We start from the raw sequence: 16,763 nt of genomic DNA, 5'->3' as shown, positions 1-16,763 counted from the left end.
AGGTCTTTATGAGTCCCAAACTCGACCAACTCACTAGTTGGCTGAAAGAGCGCAAGATCACTGAAGTTGAATGTTTCATCAGTGACTTGAGCGGAATTTCCCGTGGCAAGATCTCGCCGACCAACAAGTTCATCGACGAGAAGGGCATGCGCTTACCTGAAAGCGTATTGCTGCAGACGGTCACCGGCGACTACGTGGAAGACGACATTTATTACGACCTGCTCGACCCGGCCGATATCGATATGGTCTGCCGGCCGGACGAAAATGCCGTGTTCCTCGTGCCCTGGGCCATCGAGCCCACCGCCCAAGTGATCCATGACACCTACGACAAGCAGGGCAACCCGATCGAGTTGTCGCCGCGCAACATCCTCAAGAAAGTGCTCAAGCTCTACACCGATAAAGGTTGGCAGCCCATCGTGGCGCCGGAGATGGAGTTCTACCTGACCAAGCGCAGTGATGACCCGGACTACCCGCTGCAAGCACCGATCGGTCGTTCCGGTCGCCCGGAAACCGGCCGTCAGTCGTTCTCCATCGACGCTGCGAACGAATTCGATCCACTGTTCGAAGATGTTTATGACTGGTGCGAAGCCCAGGAACTGGATCTCGATACGCTGATCCACGAGGACGGCACCGCGCAGATGGAAATCAACTTCCGTCACGGCGAAGCCTTGCACCTGGCCGACCAGATCATCATCTTCAAGCGCACCATGCGTGAAGCGGCGCTGAAACATAACGTCGCCGCCACCTTCATGGCCAAGCCCATGACCGGTGAGCCGGGCAGCGCCATGCACCTGCATCAGAGCATCATCGATATCGAGACCGGCAAGAACATCTTCTCCAACGAAGATGGTTCGATGAGCGAACTGTTCCTCCACCACATCGGTGGCCTGCAGAAGTTCATTCCCGAGCTGTTGCCGCTGTTCGCGCCGAACGTCAACTCGTTCCGCCGCTTCCTGCCGGACACCTCGGCACCGGTGAACGTCGAGTGGGGCGAAGAGAACCGCACGGTCGGTCTGCGCGTGCCGGATGCCAGCCCGCAGAACCGCCGGGTGGAAAACCGCCTGCCGGGCGCCGACGCCAACCCGTATATCGCCATCGCGGCCAGCCTGTTGTGCGGCTACATCGGCATGGTCGAGCAGATCACCCCCAGCGCCCAGGTCAAGGGCCGTGGCTATGAGCGTCGCAACTTGCGCCTGCCGCTGACCATCGAGGACGCCCTGGAGCGGATGGAACACTCCCAGACGATCGAGAAGTACCTGGGCAGCAAGTTCATCACCGGCTATGTCGCGGTGAAGCGTGCCGAGCACGAGAACTTCAAGCGCGTGATCAGTTCCTGGGAGCGTGAGTTCCTGCTGCTTTCGGTGTAATCGAACGGGCCTGAGGGCGATTGATTCGCCCTCAGGCCCGATACCAGGCTCGGGCAGCGCCCGCGCCTGTTTTCAAAGAGGTATGAATTATGAGCAGCCAAGTGACTAACCCGCAGACTCTCGAGTGGCAGGCGCTTAGCAACGACCATCACCTGGCCCCCTTCAGCGACTTCAAGCAGCTGAAAGAGAAGGGCCCGCGGATCATTACCAAGGCCGACGGGGTGTACATCTGGGACAGCGAGGGCAACAAGATCCTCGACGCCATGGCCGGGCTCTGGTGCGTGGCGATCGGTTATGGCCGCGACGAGCTGGCCGAAGCCGCCAGCCAGCAGATGAAAGCGCTGCCCTTCTACAACCTGTTCTTCCAGACCGCGCACCCGCCGGTGCTCGAACTGGCCAAGGCGCTTGCCGAGATCGCCCCGCCGGGCATGAACCACGTGTTCTTCACCGGCTCGGGTTCCGAAGGCAACGACACCATGCTGCGCATGGTGCGCCACTACTGGGCGATCAAAGGCCAGCCGCAGAAGAAGGTCATCATCAGCCGCCTCAACGGCTACCACGGCTCCACCGTGGCCGGCGCCAGCCTGGGTGGCATGACCTACATGCACGAGCAGGGCGACCTGCCGATCCCGGGCATCGTGCACATTGCGCAGCCGTACTGGTTCGGTGAAGGCGGCGACATGAGCCCGGACGAGTTCGGCATCTGGGCCGCCGAACAGCTGGAAAAGAAAATCCTCGAAGTCGGCGAAGCGAACGTTGCGGCCTTTATCGCCGAGCCGATCCAGGGCGCCGGCGGGGTGATCATTCCGCCAGACAGCTACTGGCCGAAGATCCGCGAGATCCTCGCCAAGTACGACATCCTGTTCGTCGCCGACGAAGTGATCTGTGGTTTCGGCCGCACCGGCGAATGGTTCGGCAGCGACTACTACGGCAACAGCCCGGACTTGATGACCATCGCCAAGGGCCTGACCTCGGGCTACATCCCCATGGGTGGCCTGATCGTCAGCGACAAGGTCGTCGAGGTGCTCAACGAGGGCGGCGACTTCAACCACGGCTTCACCTACTCCGGGCACCCGGTGGCGGCGGCGGTGGCGCTGGAAAACCTCCGCATCCTGCGCGAAGAACGGATTCTCGAGCGCGTGCGCGAAGAAACGGCACCGTATTTGCAAAAGCGTTTGCGTGAGCTGGCGGATCACCCGCTGGTGGGTGAAGTGCGCGGTGTGGGCATGCTCGGCGCGATCGAGCTGGTGAAGAACAAACAGACCCGCGCGCGTTTCGAAGGCAAGGGTGTGGGCATGATTTGCCGCGGTCACTGCTTTAATAACGGTCTGATCATGCGCGCGGTGGGCGACACCATGATCATTTCGCCGCCGCTGGTGATCAGCAAAGCAGAAATCGACGAGCTGGTGGCCAAGGCGCGTCTATGCCTGGACCTGACGCTTGCCGATCTGCAAGCCTGAGTTACGCCATAGGGCGGGTTGATAAATTGTTAGCCGGTTATGCCTGACAGTTGTAAACCCGCGCTAGACCTTGCCAGACTGCACGCGTGCGTTGGCCGGGCTCACCGAAGGGTGATGGCTAAAGGGGAAGCATGGTTTCGAGCTTTCCGGGCAGACGTTACCGTTTGGATACCTAAACAACAAATAGGAGCTGTACGCATGAAAACATTCGGCAAGTCCTTACTCGCGTTGTCCTTATTGGGAGTCATGGCCGGCGCTGTTCAGGCCGATGACAAAGTGCTGCACGTTTACAACTGGTCGGATTACATCGCGCCGAACACTGTCGAGAAGTTCACCAAGGAGACCGGCATCAAGGTGGTCTACGACGTTTTCGACAGCAACGAAACCCTCGAAGCCAAGCTGCTGGCTGGCAAGTCGGGCTATGACATCGTCGTACCGTCCAACAACTTCCTCGCCAAGCAGATCAAGGCCAAGGTCTATCAGCCACTGGACAAGTCCAAGCTGCCGAACTGGAAGAACCTGAACCCCGACCTGCTCAAGACCGTGGAAGTCAGCGACCCGGGCAACCAATACGCCTTCCCCTACATGTGGGGCTCGATCGGCATTGGTTACAACGTCGACAAGGTCAAGGCCGCACTCGGCGAGAACGCCCCAGTGAACTCCTGGGACTTGGTGTTCAAGCCGGAAAACATGGCCAAGTTGAAAGACTGTGGCGTCAGCTTCCTCGATTCGCCGACCGAGATGCTGCCAGCGGCCTTGCACTACCTGGGATTCAAGACCGACAGCCAGGATCCGAAAGAGCTGAAAGCAGCCGAAGCGCTGTTCCTCAGCGTTCGTCCATCGACCGGCTACTTCCACTCGTCCAAGTACATCTCCGATCTGGCTAACGGCAACATCTGCGTGGCCATCGGTTACTCAGGCGATATCTACCAGGCCAAGTCGCGCGCCGATGAATCCAAAGCCGGCGTGAAGGTGCTCTACAACATTCCGAAGGAAGGTGCCGGTACCTTCTTCGACATGGTGGCGATCCCTGCCGATGCCGCTAACGTCGAAGCTGCACATGCCTTCATCAACTTCCTGCTGAAGCCGGAAATCATGGCTGAGATCACCAACGAGGTGCAGTTCCCCAACGGTAACGCCGCTGCCACTGCGCTGGTGGATGAAGCGATCCGTAACGACCCGGGCATCTACCCGACCCCGGATACGATGAAGAAGCTCTACGCGTTCTCGGATCTGCCTGCCAACGTGCAACGTGCGATGACTCGCAGCTGGACCAAGATCAAGTCCGGCAAATAAGCCCACGACACCTCCGGCGGGTGCTCCCGCTGGAGGCCTGTCAGGAGCGTGTTGGATGTTGCTCAATCACGATTTTACGGGCTTTGCCTATAGTGGAAGTGCTGGCTCCAAGCAGTTGGCGTTTGCAGTTTGCTGCGCCCTGGATATGACGTTTGCCAGCCTGTGGCTGCGCAAATTGGTAAAAACTGGCCGCAATCAATGGCCGTACCGACCTAACAATAACGAGGACTGACATGTGCGAATTCCCTTCCGCAAAACCCTGATCGGCACGCTGGCCCTGTTGAGCCTGAGCGCGATTGCCCAGGCTGAGTCGACCGTGCATGTCTACAACTGGTCCGACTACATCGGTGAAACCACCCTGGCCGATTTCGAGAAAGAAACCGGTACCAAAGTGGTTTACGACGTTTTCGACTCCAACGAAACCCTCGAAGGCAAGCTTCTCGCCGGCCGTTCCGGGTATGACGTGGTGGTACCGTCCAACCACTTCCTCGGCAAGCAGATCAAGGCGGGCGCTTTCCAGAAGCTCGACCGCAGCAAGCTGCCGAACATGGTCAACCTCGACCCGGCGCTGCTCAAGCAGCTCGAGGTCAATGACCCCGGCAACCTCTACGCCATCCCCTACCTGTGGGGCACCAATGGCATCGGTTTCAACGCAGAAAAAGTCAAAGCCGTGCTTGGCGTCGACCAGATCGACTCCTGGGCCACCGTATTCGAGCCCGAGAACATGAAGAAGCTCAGCCAGTGCGGCGTCTCCTTCCTCGATTCGGCGGACGAGATGGTGCCGCTGATGCTCAACTACATGGGCCTCGATCCCAACAGCCAGAACCCGGAAGACTACAAGAAGGCCGAAGCCAGGCTGTTGGCCGTGCGCCCCTATGTGACCTACTTCCACTCGTCCAAATACATTTCCGATCTGGCCAACGGCAACATCTGCGTGGCGGTCGGGTTCTCCGGCGACATCTTCCAGGCCACCAGCCGTGCCGAAGAAGCCGGCAAGGGCGTGAAGATCGATTACGTGATCCCGAAAGAAGGCGGCAACCTCTGGTTCGACATGATGGCCGTGCCGGCCGATGCCGCGAACGCCGAGCAGGCACATGCCTTCATCAATTACCTGTTGCGCCCGGACGTGATCACCCAAGTCAGTGATTACGTCGGCTACGCCAACCCGAACACCAAGTCGCTGGAGCTTATGGACGAATCCGTACGCACCAATCCGGCTGTCTATCCGTCCAAGGAAGTGCTGGCCAAGCTGTTCGTCTCCGCGGAGTTACCGCCGAAGATCCAACGCTTGGCGACCCGCAGCTGGACCAAGATCAAGTCGGGTAAATAAGTTCAAAAGGCCAGACCGCAGGGGCCTGGCCCTCTAAATAAGTTGGGAGTTTTGTAATGGCAGTTGCCTCCGGCGCCTACAAGAAAGCCCTCGAGGGCAACCAGCAACCTAAACAGGTGCTGGTTAAAATCGACCGGGTGACCAAGAAGTTCGACGAGACGATAGCCGTGGACGATGTGTCCTTGACTATCAACAAGGGCGAGATTTTCGCCCTGCTCGGCGGCTCTGGTTCAGGTAAATCCACCTTGCTGCGGATGCTGGCAGGTTTCGAACGTCCAACCGAGGGGCGGATCTTCCTCGATGGCGAGGACATCACCGATATGCCGCCCTACGAGCGGCCGATCAACATGATGTTCCAGTCCTACGCGCTGTTCCCGCACATGACCGTGGCGCAAAATATCGCCTTTGGCCTCAAGCAGGACAAAATGTCTGCCGCTGACATCGATGCGCGAGTAGCCGAGATGCTCAAGCTGGTACAGATGAGCCAATACGCCAAGCGCAAGCCGCATCAGCTCTCCGGTGGTCAGCGTCAGCGTGTGGCGCTGGCCCGTTCGCTGGCCAAGAGCCCGAAATTGCTGCTGCTCGATGAGCCGATGGGCGCGTTGGACAAAAAGCTGCGCTCGCAGATGCAGCTGGAGCTGGTGGAAATCATCGAGCGGGTCGGTGTGACCTGCGTGATGGTGACCCACGACCAGGAAGAGGCCATGACCATGGCCGAGCGCATCGCCATCATGCACCTGGGCTGGATCGCCCAGATCGGTAGCCCGATCGACATCTATGAAACGCCGACCAGCCGCATGGTCTGCGAATTCATCGGCAACGTGAACCTGTTCGAAGGCCAGGTGGTGGATGACGCCGAGGGCCACGCGGTGATCGACAGCCCGGCGCTGGAGCGCAACATCTACGTCGGCCATGGCGTCAGCACCTCGGTGCAGGACAAGAACATCACTTACGCCATCCGCCCCGAGAAGTTGTTGGTCACCACCGAAATGCCGACTTGCGAATACAACTGGTCGCGCGGCAGGGTGCATGACATCGCCTACCTGGGTGGCCACTCGGTGTTCTACGTCGAGCTGCCGAGCGGCAAGGTCGTCCAGTCCTTCGCGGCCAACGCCGAGCGCCGCGGCACCCGACCGACCTGGAACGACGAAGTGTTCGTCTGGTGGGAAGACGACAGCGGGGTTGCATTGCGCTCATGAACACTCGAAAACTCAAGCGGCTCCTGCCCCGGGGTCGTCACGTCGTCATCGGCGTGCCGTTCATATGGCTGTTCCTGTTCTTCATGCTGCCGTTCTTCATCGTCCTGAAGATCAGCTTTGCCGAAGCCGACGTCGCCATTCCGCCCTATACCGAGATCTACAGCTTCGTCGAACAGAAGTTGCAGGTGCTCCTCAACCTCGGCAACTACCTGCTGCTCGGCGAGGACGAGCTGTATCTCTCGGCTTATCTGGGCTCGCTGAAGATGGCCTTCTTCAGCACCGTGCTCTGCCTGCTGATCGGTTTTCCGATGGCCTATGGCATCGCCCGCGCCAGCAAGGATATGCAGACGGTGTTGCTGTTGCTGATCATGATGCCGACCTGGACGGCGATCCTGATCCGCGTGTACGCCTGGATGGGGATCCTCAGCAACAACGGTCTGCTCAATGCCTTCCTGCTCTGGCTGGGAGTGATCAGCGAACCGCTGCAGATCCTCAACACCAACCTGGCGGTCTATATCGGCGTGGTGTACTCCTACCTGCCGTTTATGATCCTGCCGCTCTACGCCAACCTGGTCAAACACGACCTGTCGCTGCTGGAAGCCGCCGCCGATCTCGGTTCGAGCAACTTCAACAGCTTCTGGAAGATCACCGTGCCGCTGTCCAAGAACGGTGTCATCGCCGGCTGCATGCTGGTGTTTATCCCGGTGGTCGGCGAGTTCGTGATTCCGGAACTGCTCGGCGGGCCGGAGACATTGATGATCGGCAAGGTGCTCTGGCAAGAGTTCTTCAATAACCGTGACTGGCCGGTAGCTTCGGCTCTGGCGGTGGTGATGCTGGCGATCCTGATCGTGCCAATCATCCTGTTCAACCGTAGTCAGGCGAAGGAAATGGAGGGTCGGGCATGAAGCGCTTCAGTTTCTCGAATCTGATGCTGGTACTGGGTCTGCTGTTCATCTACCTGCCGATGCTGATCCTGGTGATCTACTCGTTCAACGCCTCCAAACTGGTAACGGTCTGGGGCGGCTGGTCGGTGAAATGGTATGTCGGTCTGCTCGACAACAGCCAACTGATGAACTCCGTGGTGCGCTCGCTGGAAATCGCCTGCTACACGGCGATTGCCGCGGTCGCGTTGGGCACCCTGGCGGCCTTCGTGCTGACCCGGGTCACCCGCTTCAAGGGGCGCACGCTGTTCGGTGGCCTGGTCACCGCGCCGCTGGTGATGCCGGAAGTGATCACCGGTCTGTCGCTGTTGCTGTTGTTCGTGGCCATGGCTCAGTTGATCGGCTGGCCGGCCGAGCGTGGCATCCTCACCATCTGGATCGCCCACACTACCTTCTGCGCCGCCTATGTGGCGGTGGTGGTGTCGGCGCGCTTGCGTGAGCTGGATCTGTCGATCGAGGAAGCGGCGATGGACCTCGGCGCCAAGCCGTGGAAAGTATTCTTCCTGATCACCATCCCGATGATCGCGCCCTCCCTGGCGGCGGGCGGCATGATGTCCTTCGCCCTGTCGCTGGATGACCTGGTGCTGGCCAGCTTCGTTTCCGGGCCGGGTTCCACCACCTTGCCGATGGAAGTGTTCTCCGCCGTGCGCCTGGGGGTGAAACCAGAGATCAACGCCGTCGCCAGCTTGATCCTGCTGGTGGTGTCGATCTTCACCTTCCTGGTCTGGTACTTCAGCCGTCAGGCCGAAGAGCGGCGCAAACGCGCCATCCAGCAAGCCATGGATGAAACCACCGGAGCGGCCTTGCTCAAGGGGCCGGACAGCCGTCGCGATCCGTCGCAACAGCAAGTCGCCGCCTAAGCGCTCTGGTAGTCAGCACAGCAAAGGGTCACTTCGGTGACCCTTTTTTATGGCTCCTACCTACCCACCGTCGTCCTGCGAAGGCGGGAACCCACATTGGTCAGCCGCCCTCAATTATCCACTGGCGGCGAATTGCTTTTCTTTTTCCGCATATGCTCGATATAGAAATTCACCACGCCAAATAAAATGATGGTGGACGTCATCAGCATTCCAACGTGTGTGCTGCTCATGATTGCTTCAGCCGCCTTTTGTTATTGCCGAGTCAGGTGAAGATTTTTACAACTAACAGTGCGCTGACTTTTCAGTTGAACAGGTTCAATACGCAGTAACGCCCGATCATTCATGAAGCTCCGCCATTCAATTGGCTTGGCTCAAACTTGATGCGCTCGGCGCCAGGCGCTTGAGGACGAGCACCACTGAACCGCCGGTAACGCACATCGCCGCAAGAAACAGCGGATACGCCAGCCACCAGGGTACGCCGCTGGTCATCATGCTGAACTCGGACATACCGCCAATGCTGGCGATCAGATTGAGCGGCAGAAACACCACGTTGATCAGCGTCAATTTGCGCAGCAGGGAGTTCATGCTGTTGTTCATCAGGTTGCCGCGCATCGGTCAAGCCGGAAAACACCGTCGAGTAGATTTCCGCCTGCCCTCTCCCGTAAACGGGAGAGGGCGCCATGCGTGCACGCCTTCAGTGAACGACATTTCCACCCGTGCGGGGCTTTTTAGCCGGCGCGCCGGCTTACTTGGCCGGCAGCAGTTCCAGGGTGCCTTTGGTATTGGCCGCCACTTCCGCTTCCTCGAAGTGCTGTGGCAGGTAGCCGCCCTGCATATAGGTTTGCGCCTGGTCGGCGTAGTGCTTATCGAACAGCACACCGCTTTGCCCGACCGGGTTGATGCCAAGGCTATGGGCCGGGTCGGCGAAGTCGATCAGGCGGCGGGTCGAGGGGCCGTAGACCACCGACCAAGGTGCCGGGCCGACCTTGTGCGACAGGTTGTTCGGCGTCTCATGGCCACCCGGTGCGGCGAACGGGCCGACGTTGAACAGCCGGTCCAGCGGCTTCTGTTGGCCCAGTGGGTGGCCGTGGGTAAGGCTGTGCGCGCTGCCCCATTGCCAGCTGGCGGGGTCGGCACCGAGGGTTTTTTGCAGGTGGGCGAAGCTCGCCTGCCAAGCGGCCTTGACGATATCGGCGCGACTTTCCACGGCGTCACTGTTGCGATCGTTCCACCAGGGCGACGCCGCATCGGCGGTCAGGCGCGGCAGGGCGACGTCGAGCACGCGGGTGAACAGCAGGTTGTCGAAGAAGGCGTCGCCCAGCTCATCGTGCATGGCCAGTTCGGTCAACTGGTAGAGCAACTGGTTGAACAGCGTGGCGGCGATCGAGTCGAGTGGGTGGTCGCCATTCCAGCTGGCCAGTTGCTCGACCAGCGCGCGTTGCTGCGCGTCGGTTGCGGCCGCGCGCAACTCGTCGAGGATTGGCGCCAACAGGCGCGGCGCATAGCCCGTTCCGGGGTCGAGTTGCAGTGCCTGGCTGTTGTTCAGGTCCCACTTCAGCGAGCTGTCGGCCAGGCGCTGGTTCAAGCGCTCACCGCGATCAGGCAAGTTGTAGTAGCCGGGAATTTCGATGCCGGTCGGCGACACCGGTTGATAGTTGGCCGAAACGATATAGCCGCGCGCCGGGTTCTCTTCCTGCGGGTTGTCGCTGAAGGGATAGAAGCCGTCCTTGTCCGCCTCGGCAGTGCTGCCGTCGAGGATGAAGTTCGGGTTCACCCCGGTCGGGCGTTTCGGCAGTTGTGCGGCGGCCCACCAGCCGATATCGCCCTTGGCGTTGGCCCACACCAGGTTGAGGCCCGGCGCCTGGATCTTGTCCGCGGCGCTGCGCATCTTCGCCAGGCTGTCGGCGCGGTTGAGCTGGTAGAAACCGTCGAGCACCGGGTTCTCGGTTTCGAGGAAGGCCCACCACATGGCGATCGGCGTTTTGCCGGCGCTGGCGCCGAGGGCGTCGTTGATGATCGGGCCGTGGGGGGATTGGCGCAGGTTCAGCTTCACCGGTGCCTCGCCCTTGACGCGGATTTCCTGCTCGCGGGTGGTCATCTCGGCCCACTGGCCGTTGGACCAGACCTGATTGGCGTTGGCCGGGTTGACCTTCTCGGCGATCAGGTCGAGGTCATCGTTCTGGAACATGGTCAGGCTCCAGCCGAAATCCAGGTTATGACCGAGCGAGGCGAAGGGGTTGAGCGCCTGGTGGTAGCCGTACAGCTCGAAGCCCGGCGCCGACAGTTGCGCCTCGTACCACACCGCCGGTACGGCGAAACGGATGTGCGGATCGCCGGCCAGCAGCGGTTTGCCGCTTTGCGTGCGGCTGCCGGAAATGGTCCAGGCGTTGCTGCCTTCGAATTGCGGCAGGCCGGCTTCGACCAGCGCCTGCTGGCTGATCCGGGCGATGGCGTTGAGGTCTTGCCAGTCGCTGGCGGCCAGGCTCGGCTGGCCGACCACGCCTTGCGGGTGCCAGTCGAGGTCGAACGCCTTCAGGTAGTTGGCGCCCAGTTCATCGCGTACATAGGTCAGCACCGGCTCGGTGCGAAAGGCCGCGGCAAAGCTGTAGGCCATGTAGCCGGCGACGCTGACGGTGTCTTCGGCGGTGAAGGGGCGGGGCGAGATCCCCAGCAGGTCGAACTCGATAGGCTTGGCGTGGCTGGCCTGGTATTGGTTGATGCCGTCCAGGTAGGCCTCCAGCGCCTGCCAGGAGGGCGACTGCTTGTCGAGTCTGGTCACGTACTGGTCGGCATGTTCGCGGATGCGCAGGGTGCGGAACAGGCGGTCGGTGTCGAGCAGTTTGGCGCCGAGCACCTCCGCCAGTTCGCCACGTGCCAGGCGACGGAGCATTTCCATCTGGAACAGACGGTCCTGGGCATGCACGTAGCCCAGCGCGCGGTACATGTCCGCCTCGCTCTGGGCCTTGATATGCGGCACGCCGCGTTCGTCGTAACGCACGCTGACCGCCGCCTGCAGATGGGCGATCGACACCTGGCCGTCGCGCACCGGCTGTTTGCTGTGGACATACCAAGTGGCGCCGGCGGCTACGGCGGCAATCACCACCGCGAGGGCGGTCAGGGTGCGTTTCATCGAGTTCTCCTTATTTTTATCGGGTGTCGGCAGGCACAGTCACCGCCGTGCGCACTGCATTCTGCGCAGCTGGAAGCATTGCGGCATTGACCATTGACTCGCAGGCTGGAAGTCTTCGGTCAATGAAAGGGAAAACCATGACCTCAGAACAGCCCCAAAACGCCGCCACGGCCCTGACCCATTCGGCGACCCTGCGCCGTCTGCTTTACGAAGCGCTGGCCAGTCTGGGCCTCGACCCCACCGACACCTACCGGCGCGCCTATCAGGGCGTACCGCTGGCGCCACCGTTGATGAGCGGGCGCGAGGAGCATGACAACGCGCCGCTGTTCTGGCAGGCCCTGGCCGGGTTGACCGGCGACCCCGACATCGGCCTGCACCTGGGCGAAGTGATGAAGCCGCGGCCGCTGGATGTGGTGAGTTACCTGCTGCTGGCCAGCCGCGACTTGCGCGAAGCGATACAGAGCTTTGTGCGTTATCAGCACATTTTGTCCGGCGGCTTTGCCGCACGAATGGAGGAAGAGGGTGACAGCGTGCGGCTGGTGCTGGACTTGAACTATCGCGGCTTTGGCTCGCTGCGCCAGCAGATGGAATGCCTGGCGCTGTTGTTGATCAAGATGCTCGGCAGCGTCAGCGATGGCGAGTTCAGGGTGCAGGGCATCGACTTTCGCCATCCGGCGCCGCGTCGGCTCAGCGAGCACCGGCGCCTGTTCGGCCTGACCCCGCGCTTTGCCCAGGCGCATGACACGCTGATCTTCCCGCGCGCGCTGCTGGCGCGGCCGTCGCGCAGCGCCAATCCGCGCTTGTTCGCCCTGCTCAGCCAGCAGGCGGAACTGGAGCTGGCGGAGTTGGCGGAGAACCAGTTGCTCAACCGTGTGCGTTATTGGCTGGCGCGCAACCTTGGCCAGCGCCCGTGCCTGTTGCTCGACTGCGCTGCCGCTCTGGGCCTCAGTGGCGGATCTCTGCAGCGCCGCCTGACGCAGCAGGGCAGCAGCTTTCGCGCCTTACATGAAGAAGTGCGGCGCTTGCGTGCGCTGGAGTTGCTGGATGCCGGCCAACCGATTCGCGAGGTGGCGCGGGCCTGTGGCTTCGCCGAACTGTCACCCTTCTACCGCGCGTTCCGCCGTTGGCTGGGCGGCACGCCGGAGGGCTATCGCCAGCAGGTATCAGCGCTTGCCCCTGAAGCGCGGGCTCAGGCTGGCCAAGCGCCCAACCGGTAGCGCAGGCGCTGTTCAAGTACTGAGCATCAGTTATTCGGCGGCTGTGGCTGCCCACTGACAGAAACAGCCGACCGCCAGGGTGTTGCTCGCGCTGACCGCTCGGCCTTGGGCCAGCGCTTCGAGAATCGGTTCGATAAAACTGTTGCTGGAGGTACAGCTCGCACCTTCGCTGTACGGGCCGAAGTAGGCCAGGCGGCCGTCTTTATCCCAGATGCCGATGGCGGGACTGGCGGGCAACTGCTCGGCGCCGGGTAAGCGACTCAGTGGCTGTAACGCGCTCAAGGTGTCCGGTAATTGTCCATGGCTGCCGGGCTTTTGCAGCGCATAGAAGGCAACGCCTTGCGGCACGAAGCGTTCCAGGAGTTCCGCCAGATGCTGCTGGTTGCCGACATTGCATGGGCAGGCCGGGTCCCAGAAGTGCACCACGCGGATCGGCCCCGCCCCGGCCAGCTCGTCCGGCAGGCGCAGGGCATCGCCGGAGAACAACGCGGTCTGTTCGCCGAAGGGGCGGATATAGCGGGCCTCGAACCACCAGAAGGCGACGAGCATGGCACCCAGCCAAATCACGGCGAGGAGGCTGGCGAGCAGGGTTTTACGGCGAGGCGGGCGCATGGCGGATCAATCGACTAGGGGGGCGTAGCTTGCCATGTCGGGCGCGGCAGCTGAATATCGGCAGCCGCCGGCGGGCGGATAAACCCCAGCGGAGTGTCCGCCGCTACTCTCAGTTGTCCGTGGAAAGCCTTATGCCAGAGCGTTTTCAGCCCGAAACCTTGCGCCCGCTGCTGCGACCCTTAGTCGCAGCGGTGGCCGATTTGCCACAGGTGCAGGCCTATCGGCGCTTCTATGGTCTCGACCTGGCTGAGCGCTATCCGCGCCTGCAGACGCGCCTCGGCTGTTTTCAGGCCGGCGGTTACGAGATAGTCGCCCAGCTCTGGTTGCCCGAGCAGCCACTGGCGACGCTGTTTTTGCAGCATGGCTACTACGACCACATGGGCTTGTACCGTCATGTGATCGACTGGGCGCTGGGGATGGGCTTTGCCGTGCTGGCCTGCGACCTGCCAGGGCATGGCTTGTCCAGCGGCGCGCGCGCCAACATCGGTGACTTCGCCGCGTATCAGGCGGTGCTCCAGGGGCTGTTTGCCGAAGCCGCCGCACTCGATCTGCCAGCGCCCTGGCACTTGTGCGGGCAGAGCACGGGCGGGGCGGTTCTGATCGACTTCCTGCTGAATCAGGAGCCGAGCACGGCCGGCGGGCGTCCTGAGTTTGGCGAAACCATCCTGCTCGCGCCGTTGGTGCGACCGCGCGCCTGGGGCTGGTCGAAACTCAGTTATCGCCTGCTCAAGCCCTTCGTCGGCCAGATTGCGCGGCGCTTCAATGCCAACTCCAACGATCCCGAGTTTCTCGCCTTCATCCAGCGCGATCCCTTGCAGCCGCTGAGCCTGCCTACCGCCTGGGTAGGCGCGCTGGCGCGTTGGGTGCCCTATATCGAAGCGGCGCCACGCAGCCTGCGCAGCCCGCTGATCGTGCAGGGCGATGCCGATATGACGGTGGATTGGCGGCATAACCTGGCGGTGCTGCAGGACAAATTCGCCGACCCGAGCGTGTTGATGCTGCCTGAGGCGCGCCACCATCTGGCCAATGAGTCCGCCGAGTTGCGTGCGCGCTACTTCGCCTTTCTCACTGACCGCCTGCGGTAGCTTGGCGCTGAGCTTGCGCAGCCCAACCTATCGGTCCTTGCGTTGGGCTTCACTGCGTTCAGCGCCAGCCTACGAAGGGTGCACTGTGCTGCGACGTCAAATGCCCGGCTGCGCTGGCGCCAGGTTGGCGCTGCTCTGGCCCACCGCCAAACCGGCGCGTATGGCTGCCAGGGCGGCCTGGTAGTAGGCCTTGCCTGCTGCGGATTCGGCGAAGGTGGCGAACTCTTCCAGCTCCGGGTCGGACAGATCGCGGTAGACGTAGAGCAGGGTGTTATCCAGGTCGGCGCCGATCTGTTCCATCAACCGTTGCCGCTGGCTCTCGACCAGGCCCTGTGCCTGCTCGGCGCCTAGCAGGCCTGGAATCATCTGGCTCAGGCTGTCCGCCGCGACCCCGGCCAATGCCAGGCTGACCTCGGCGCCGGCTTCTTTGGCCGGCAAGGCTTGCGCCAGATGGCGGATCAGCAGGCGGCGAGTGGCGCTGGCTTCGATCTTGGGGAGGCCGTCGGCATGTTGCGCGAGTTGCTCGCGATGGGTCGCGGTGACCTCGGCTGCGGTGATCTTCAAGCCCAGCGGCGATTGAAAAAACGCCAGCGCCGGCGCCGGGTCGGGCAGATTCTGCCGCAGCCCGGCCTGGGCCCGTTGATCCATGGCCTCAGGGGCGAAGCGCTGATTGCTGTTATTGACCAGCGTTTGATAGACCGCTGGCGGCAGGCTGCTGCGGTAGCGCTGCTGAGCCGCGCTGAGGGCATCGCTGAAATGCGCGCGTTGCTGTGGCCAGCCGGCCACCTGATAGAGCCGGGCGTGGTCGTCGGCGAGAATCGGCAGACTGCAAAGCAACAACACAAAAGCAAAAAGGGCGCGCATAAGGACTCCTGTCTAGCAGGCGGCTATTTTCAGCGGCTAAGCCCAGGCTTGTCGAGGCGCGTGAGCGGCGCTGTTAGAATTGTCGGCATGTCTACTCCAGCCGATCACTCCCCGCTCTCAACCATCGTCGACGACCTGGCCGCATCCGGCTGGTCGCGGCTGACGCATTTCCTCGACCGAAATCTGACCCACGAACTGGCCGCAGAATGCCAGAAGCGTGCCGCGCAGGGTGCTTTGAGCCCGGCCGGCATCGGCCGTGGCGCGACACAGGCGGTGCGCGAAGGCATCCGTGGCGACCGCATCCAGTGGCTGGAGCGGGACCAGTCGCGAGCTTGCGATCGTTACTTGGATGCCATGGAAGGCTTGCGTCAGGCGCTGAACCAGGGGCTCTACCTGGGGCTGGAGGATTACGAAAGCCACTTCGCCCTGTATCCGCCCGGGGCTTACTACCAGAGGCATCTGGACCGCTTTCGCGACGATGACCGGCGGGCGGTCTCGGTGCTGCTCTACCTCAATCAGGATTGGCGGCCGGAGCACGGCGGCGCCCTGCGCCTGTATCTCCCCGATGAGCAGGGGCGCGAACGCTCGCAGGACATCGCCCCGCTGGGTGGCAGCTTGCTGGTGTTCATGTCGGCCGAGCTGCCCCACGAGGTGTTGCCGGCGATGCGCGAACGCCTGTCGCTGGCCGGCTGGTTTCGGCGCCGTGGCGGGAGCCCTTTGTAGTCAGGGGGCTACGACTCAGCGCCGGCTCTCAGTGGCCCCAGACTTTAATGCTGCCGTGCAGGTCGGTGATGTCGCGGACTTCCAGGCTGCCGAGACGGTTGTTGCCGACATACATGTCGCTCGACACCCGCAGGCGAATGCGCTGGGCGGGCAGGCCGCTGGCGATCAGTTGCTGGTTGATGGTGGTCAGGTCCGGCAAGGTGAATTGCAACTGTTCCTGGCCGCTGGCGCTTTTCACCACGTAGACCATCAGCGTCGGCTGGTTGACGCCGAAGATCGGCAGTGTCAGGCCCAGTTGCGCGGGGCCGAGGGCGAAGCTGCCGCCGGCGCCATTCGGGCAATCACCGGTGTTGACGCAGCCGTTGTCGATCTTGATGTTACGCAGCGAGACGTGGCCGCCGGTGTCGCTCCAGCGTGCTTCATTGATTCGCGCCATCAGATCCAGGCGGATGCTAATGCCGGCCTGACCGCTGACTTCGCTCAGGGACTGGTTGTCCAGCGCCAGCAAGGCGGCCTGGCTGGGTAGGGCCAGGAGTGCCGAGAGCAGGCTGGAGCAGCAGAGCAAGAGCAGGTGGTGCTTTTGGTTCGATGGGCGGCTGAACATGCGAGCGCTTCCTGTGCGGGGTGCTTGGACAGTCTGGAGGGCGCGGCTTGGGCTGACCATCGGCACTGGCCGCTT

At 62.0% G+C, this 16,763-nt stretch carries 15 protein-coding genes and 1 pseudogene; 11 read left to right on the top strand and 5 right to left on the bottom strand.

Annotation, left to right across the window (positions count from 1 at the left end; genetic code table 11):
- Window positions 1–8: 8 nt before the first annotated feature.
- The 8 genes from AC3IYG_RS21475 to AC3IYG_RS21440 all read left to right on the top strand — a co-directional run bounded on the left by AC3IYG_RS21475 (window position 9) and on the right by AC3IYG_RS21440 (window position 8,453).
- Complete coding sequence (locus AC3IYG_RS21475; RefSeq protein ID WP_489311493.1) at window positions 9–1,367, top strand: glutamine synthetase family protein; 1,359 nt, start codon at window positions 9–11, stop codon at window positions 1,365–1,367.
- An 89-nt stretch (window positions 1,368–1,456) separates the two neighbouring features.
- Window positions 1,457–2,827 carry an aspartate aminotransferase family protein gene (locus AC3IYG_RS21470; protein WP_489311492.1) on the top strand — a complete coding sequence of 457 codons (1,371 nt, stop codon included), beginning with the start codon at window positions 1,457–1,459 and terminating at the stop codon, window positions 2,825–2,827.
- Between the two features lie 198 nt (window positions 2,828–3,025).
- Complete coding sequence (locus AC3IYG_RS21465) at window positions 3,026–4,123, top strand: polyamine ABC transporter substrate-binding protein (protein ID WP_489311491.1); 1,098 nt, start codon at window positions 3,026–3,028, stop codon at window positions 4,121–4,123.
- Between the two features lie 55 nt (window positions 4,124–4,178).
- Complete coding sequence (locus tag AC3IYG_RS21460) at window positions 4,179–4,355, top strand: hypothetical protein (protein WP_489311490.1); 177 nt, start codon at window positions 4,179–4,181, stop codon at window positions 4,353–4,355.
- Between the two features lie 27 nt (window positions 4,356–4,382).
- Window positions 4,383–5,453 carry a polyamine ABC transporter substrate-binding protein gene (locus AC3IYG_RS21455; protein ID WP_489313979.1) on the top strand — a complete coding sequence of 357 codons (1,071 nt, stop codon included), beginning with the start codon at window positions 4,383–4,385 and terminating at the stop codon, window positions 5,451–5,453.
- A gap of 56 nt (window positions 5,454–5,509) precedes the next feature.
- Window positions 5,510–6,652 (top strand): ABC transporter ATP-binding protein, encoded by a 1,143-nt coding sequence (locus AC3IYG_RS21450; RefSeq protein ID WP_489311489.1) that lies wholly within the window; start codon window positions 5,510–5,512, stop codon window positions 6,650–6,652.
- A gap of 23 nt (window positions 6,653–6,675) precedes the next feature.
- A complete protein-coding gene (locus AC3IYG_RS21445) occupies window positions 6,676–7,557 on the top strand; it encodes an ABC transporter permease subunit (RefSeq protein ID WP_489313978.1) in 882 nt (293 codons plus the stop codon).
- Window positions 7,554–8,453, top strand: a complete 900-nt coding sequence (locus AC3IYG_RS21440; protein WP_489311488.1) for an ABC transporter permease subunit — start codon at window positions 7,554–7,556, stop codon at window positions 8,451–8,453. Before AC3IYG_RS21445 ends, AC3IYG_RS21440 begins: the two co-directional genes overlap by 4 nt.
- A 357-nt stretch (window positions 8,454–8,810) precedes the next feature.
- Here the strand turns inward: AC3IYG_RS21440 and AC3IYG_RS21435 are convergent.
- Both AC3IYG_RS21435 and AC3IYG_RS21430 read right to left on the bottom strand, forming a co-directional pair.
- A pseudogene (locus AC3IYG_RS21435) lies at window positions 8,811–9,105 on the bottom strand (CorA family divalent cation transporter); the annotation flags it as partial.
- Window positions 9,106–9,198: 93 nt separating this feature from the next.
- Entirely contained in the window at window positions 9,199–11,583 is a 2,385-nt protein-coding gene (locus tag AC3IYG_RS21430) for a penicillin acylase family protein (RefSeq protein ID WP_489311487.1), read from the bottom strand.
- A 137-nt stretch (window positions 11,584–11,720) separates the two neighbouring features.
- Here AC3IYG_RS21430 and AC3IYG_RS21425 point away from each other — a divergent pair, with 137 nt between their 5' ends.
- A complete protein-coding gene (locus AC3IYG_RS21425; RefSeq protein ID WP_489311486.1) occupies window positions 11,721–12,800 on the top strand; it encodes an AraC family transcriptional regulator in 1,080 nt (359 codons plus the stop codon).
- Between the two features lie 30 nt (window positions 12,801–12,830).
- On the opposite strand, the gene AC3IYG_RS21420 is transcribed toward AC3IYG_RS21425, so the two are convergent.
- Complete coding sequence (locus AC3IYG_RS21420) at window positions 12,831–13,412, bottom strand: DUF6436 domain-containing protein (RefSeq protein ID WP_489311485.1); 582 nt, start codon at window positions 13,410–13,412, stop codon at window positions 12,831–12,833.
- 131 nt (window positions 13,413–13,543) lie between these two features.
- Here AC3IYG_RS21420 and bipL point away from each other — a divergent pair, with 131 nt between their 5' ends.
- A complete protein-coding gene (bipL, locus tag AC3IYG_RS21415; protein ID WP_489311484.1) occupies window positions 13,544–14,497 on the top strand; it encodes a phospholipase BipL in 954 nt (317 codons plus the stop codon).
- Window positions 14,498–14,593: 96 nt separating this feature from the next.
- Here bipL and AC3IYG_RS21410 read toward each other — a convergent pair whose 3' ends face one another.
- The gene (locus tag AC3IYG_RS21410; protein WP_489311483.1) at window positions 14,594–15,361 is read right to left on the bottom strand and encodes a hypothetical protein; all 768 of its coding nucleotides are present in this window, start codon (window positions 15,359–15,361) and stop codon (window positions 14,594–14,596) included.
- 87 nt (window positions 15,362–15,448) lie between these two features.
- Here AC3IYG_RS21410 and AC3IYG_RS21405 point away from each other — a divergent pair, with 87 nt between their 5' ends.
- Window positions 15,449–16,084, top strand: coding sequence for a 2OG-Fe(II) oxygenase (locus AC3IYG_RS21405; protein ID WP_489311482.1), 636 nt, complete (start codon window positions 15,449–15,451; stop codon window positions 16,082–16,084).
- A gap of 28 nt (window positions 16,085–16,112) precedes the next feature.
- On the opposite strand, the gene AC3IYG_RS21400 is transcribed toward AC3IYG_RS21405, so the two are convergent.
- Window positions 16,113–16,688: a DUF6160 family protein gene (locus AC3IYG_RS21400; RefSeq protein ID WP_489311481.1), complete on the bottom strand. Its 576-nt coding sequence runs from the start codon at window positions 16,686–16,688 to the stop codon at window positions 16,113–16,115.
- Window positions 16,689–16,763 lie beyond the last annotated feature (75 nt).

The organism is Pseudomonas sp. KH_027 (genome assembly GCF_057838565.1).
This window is presented reverse-complemented; position numbering and strand designations above follow the sequence as displayed.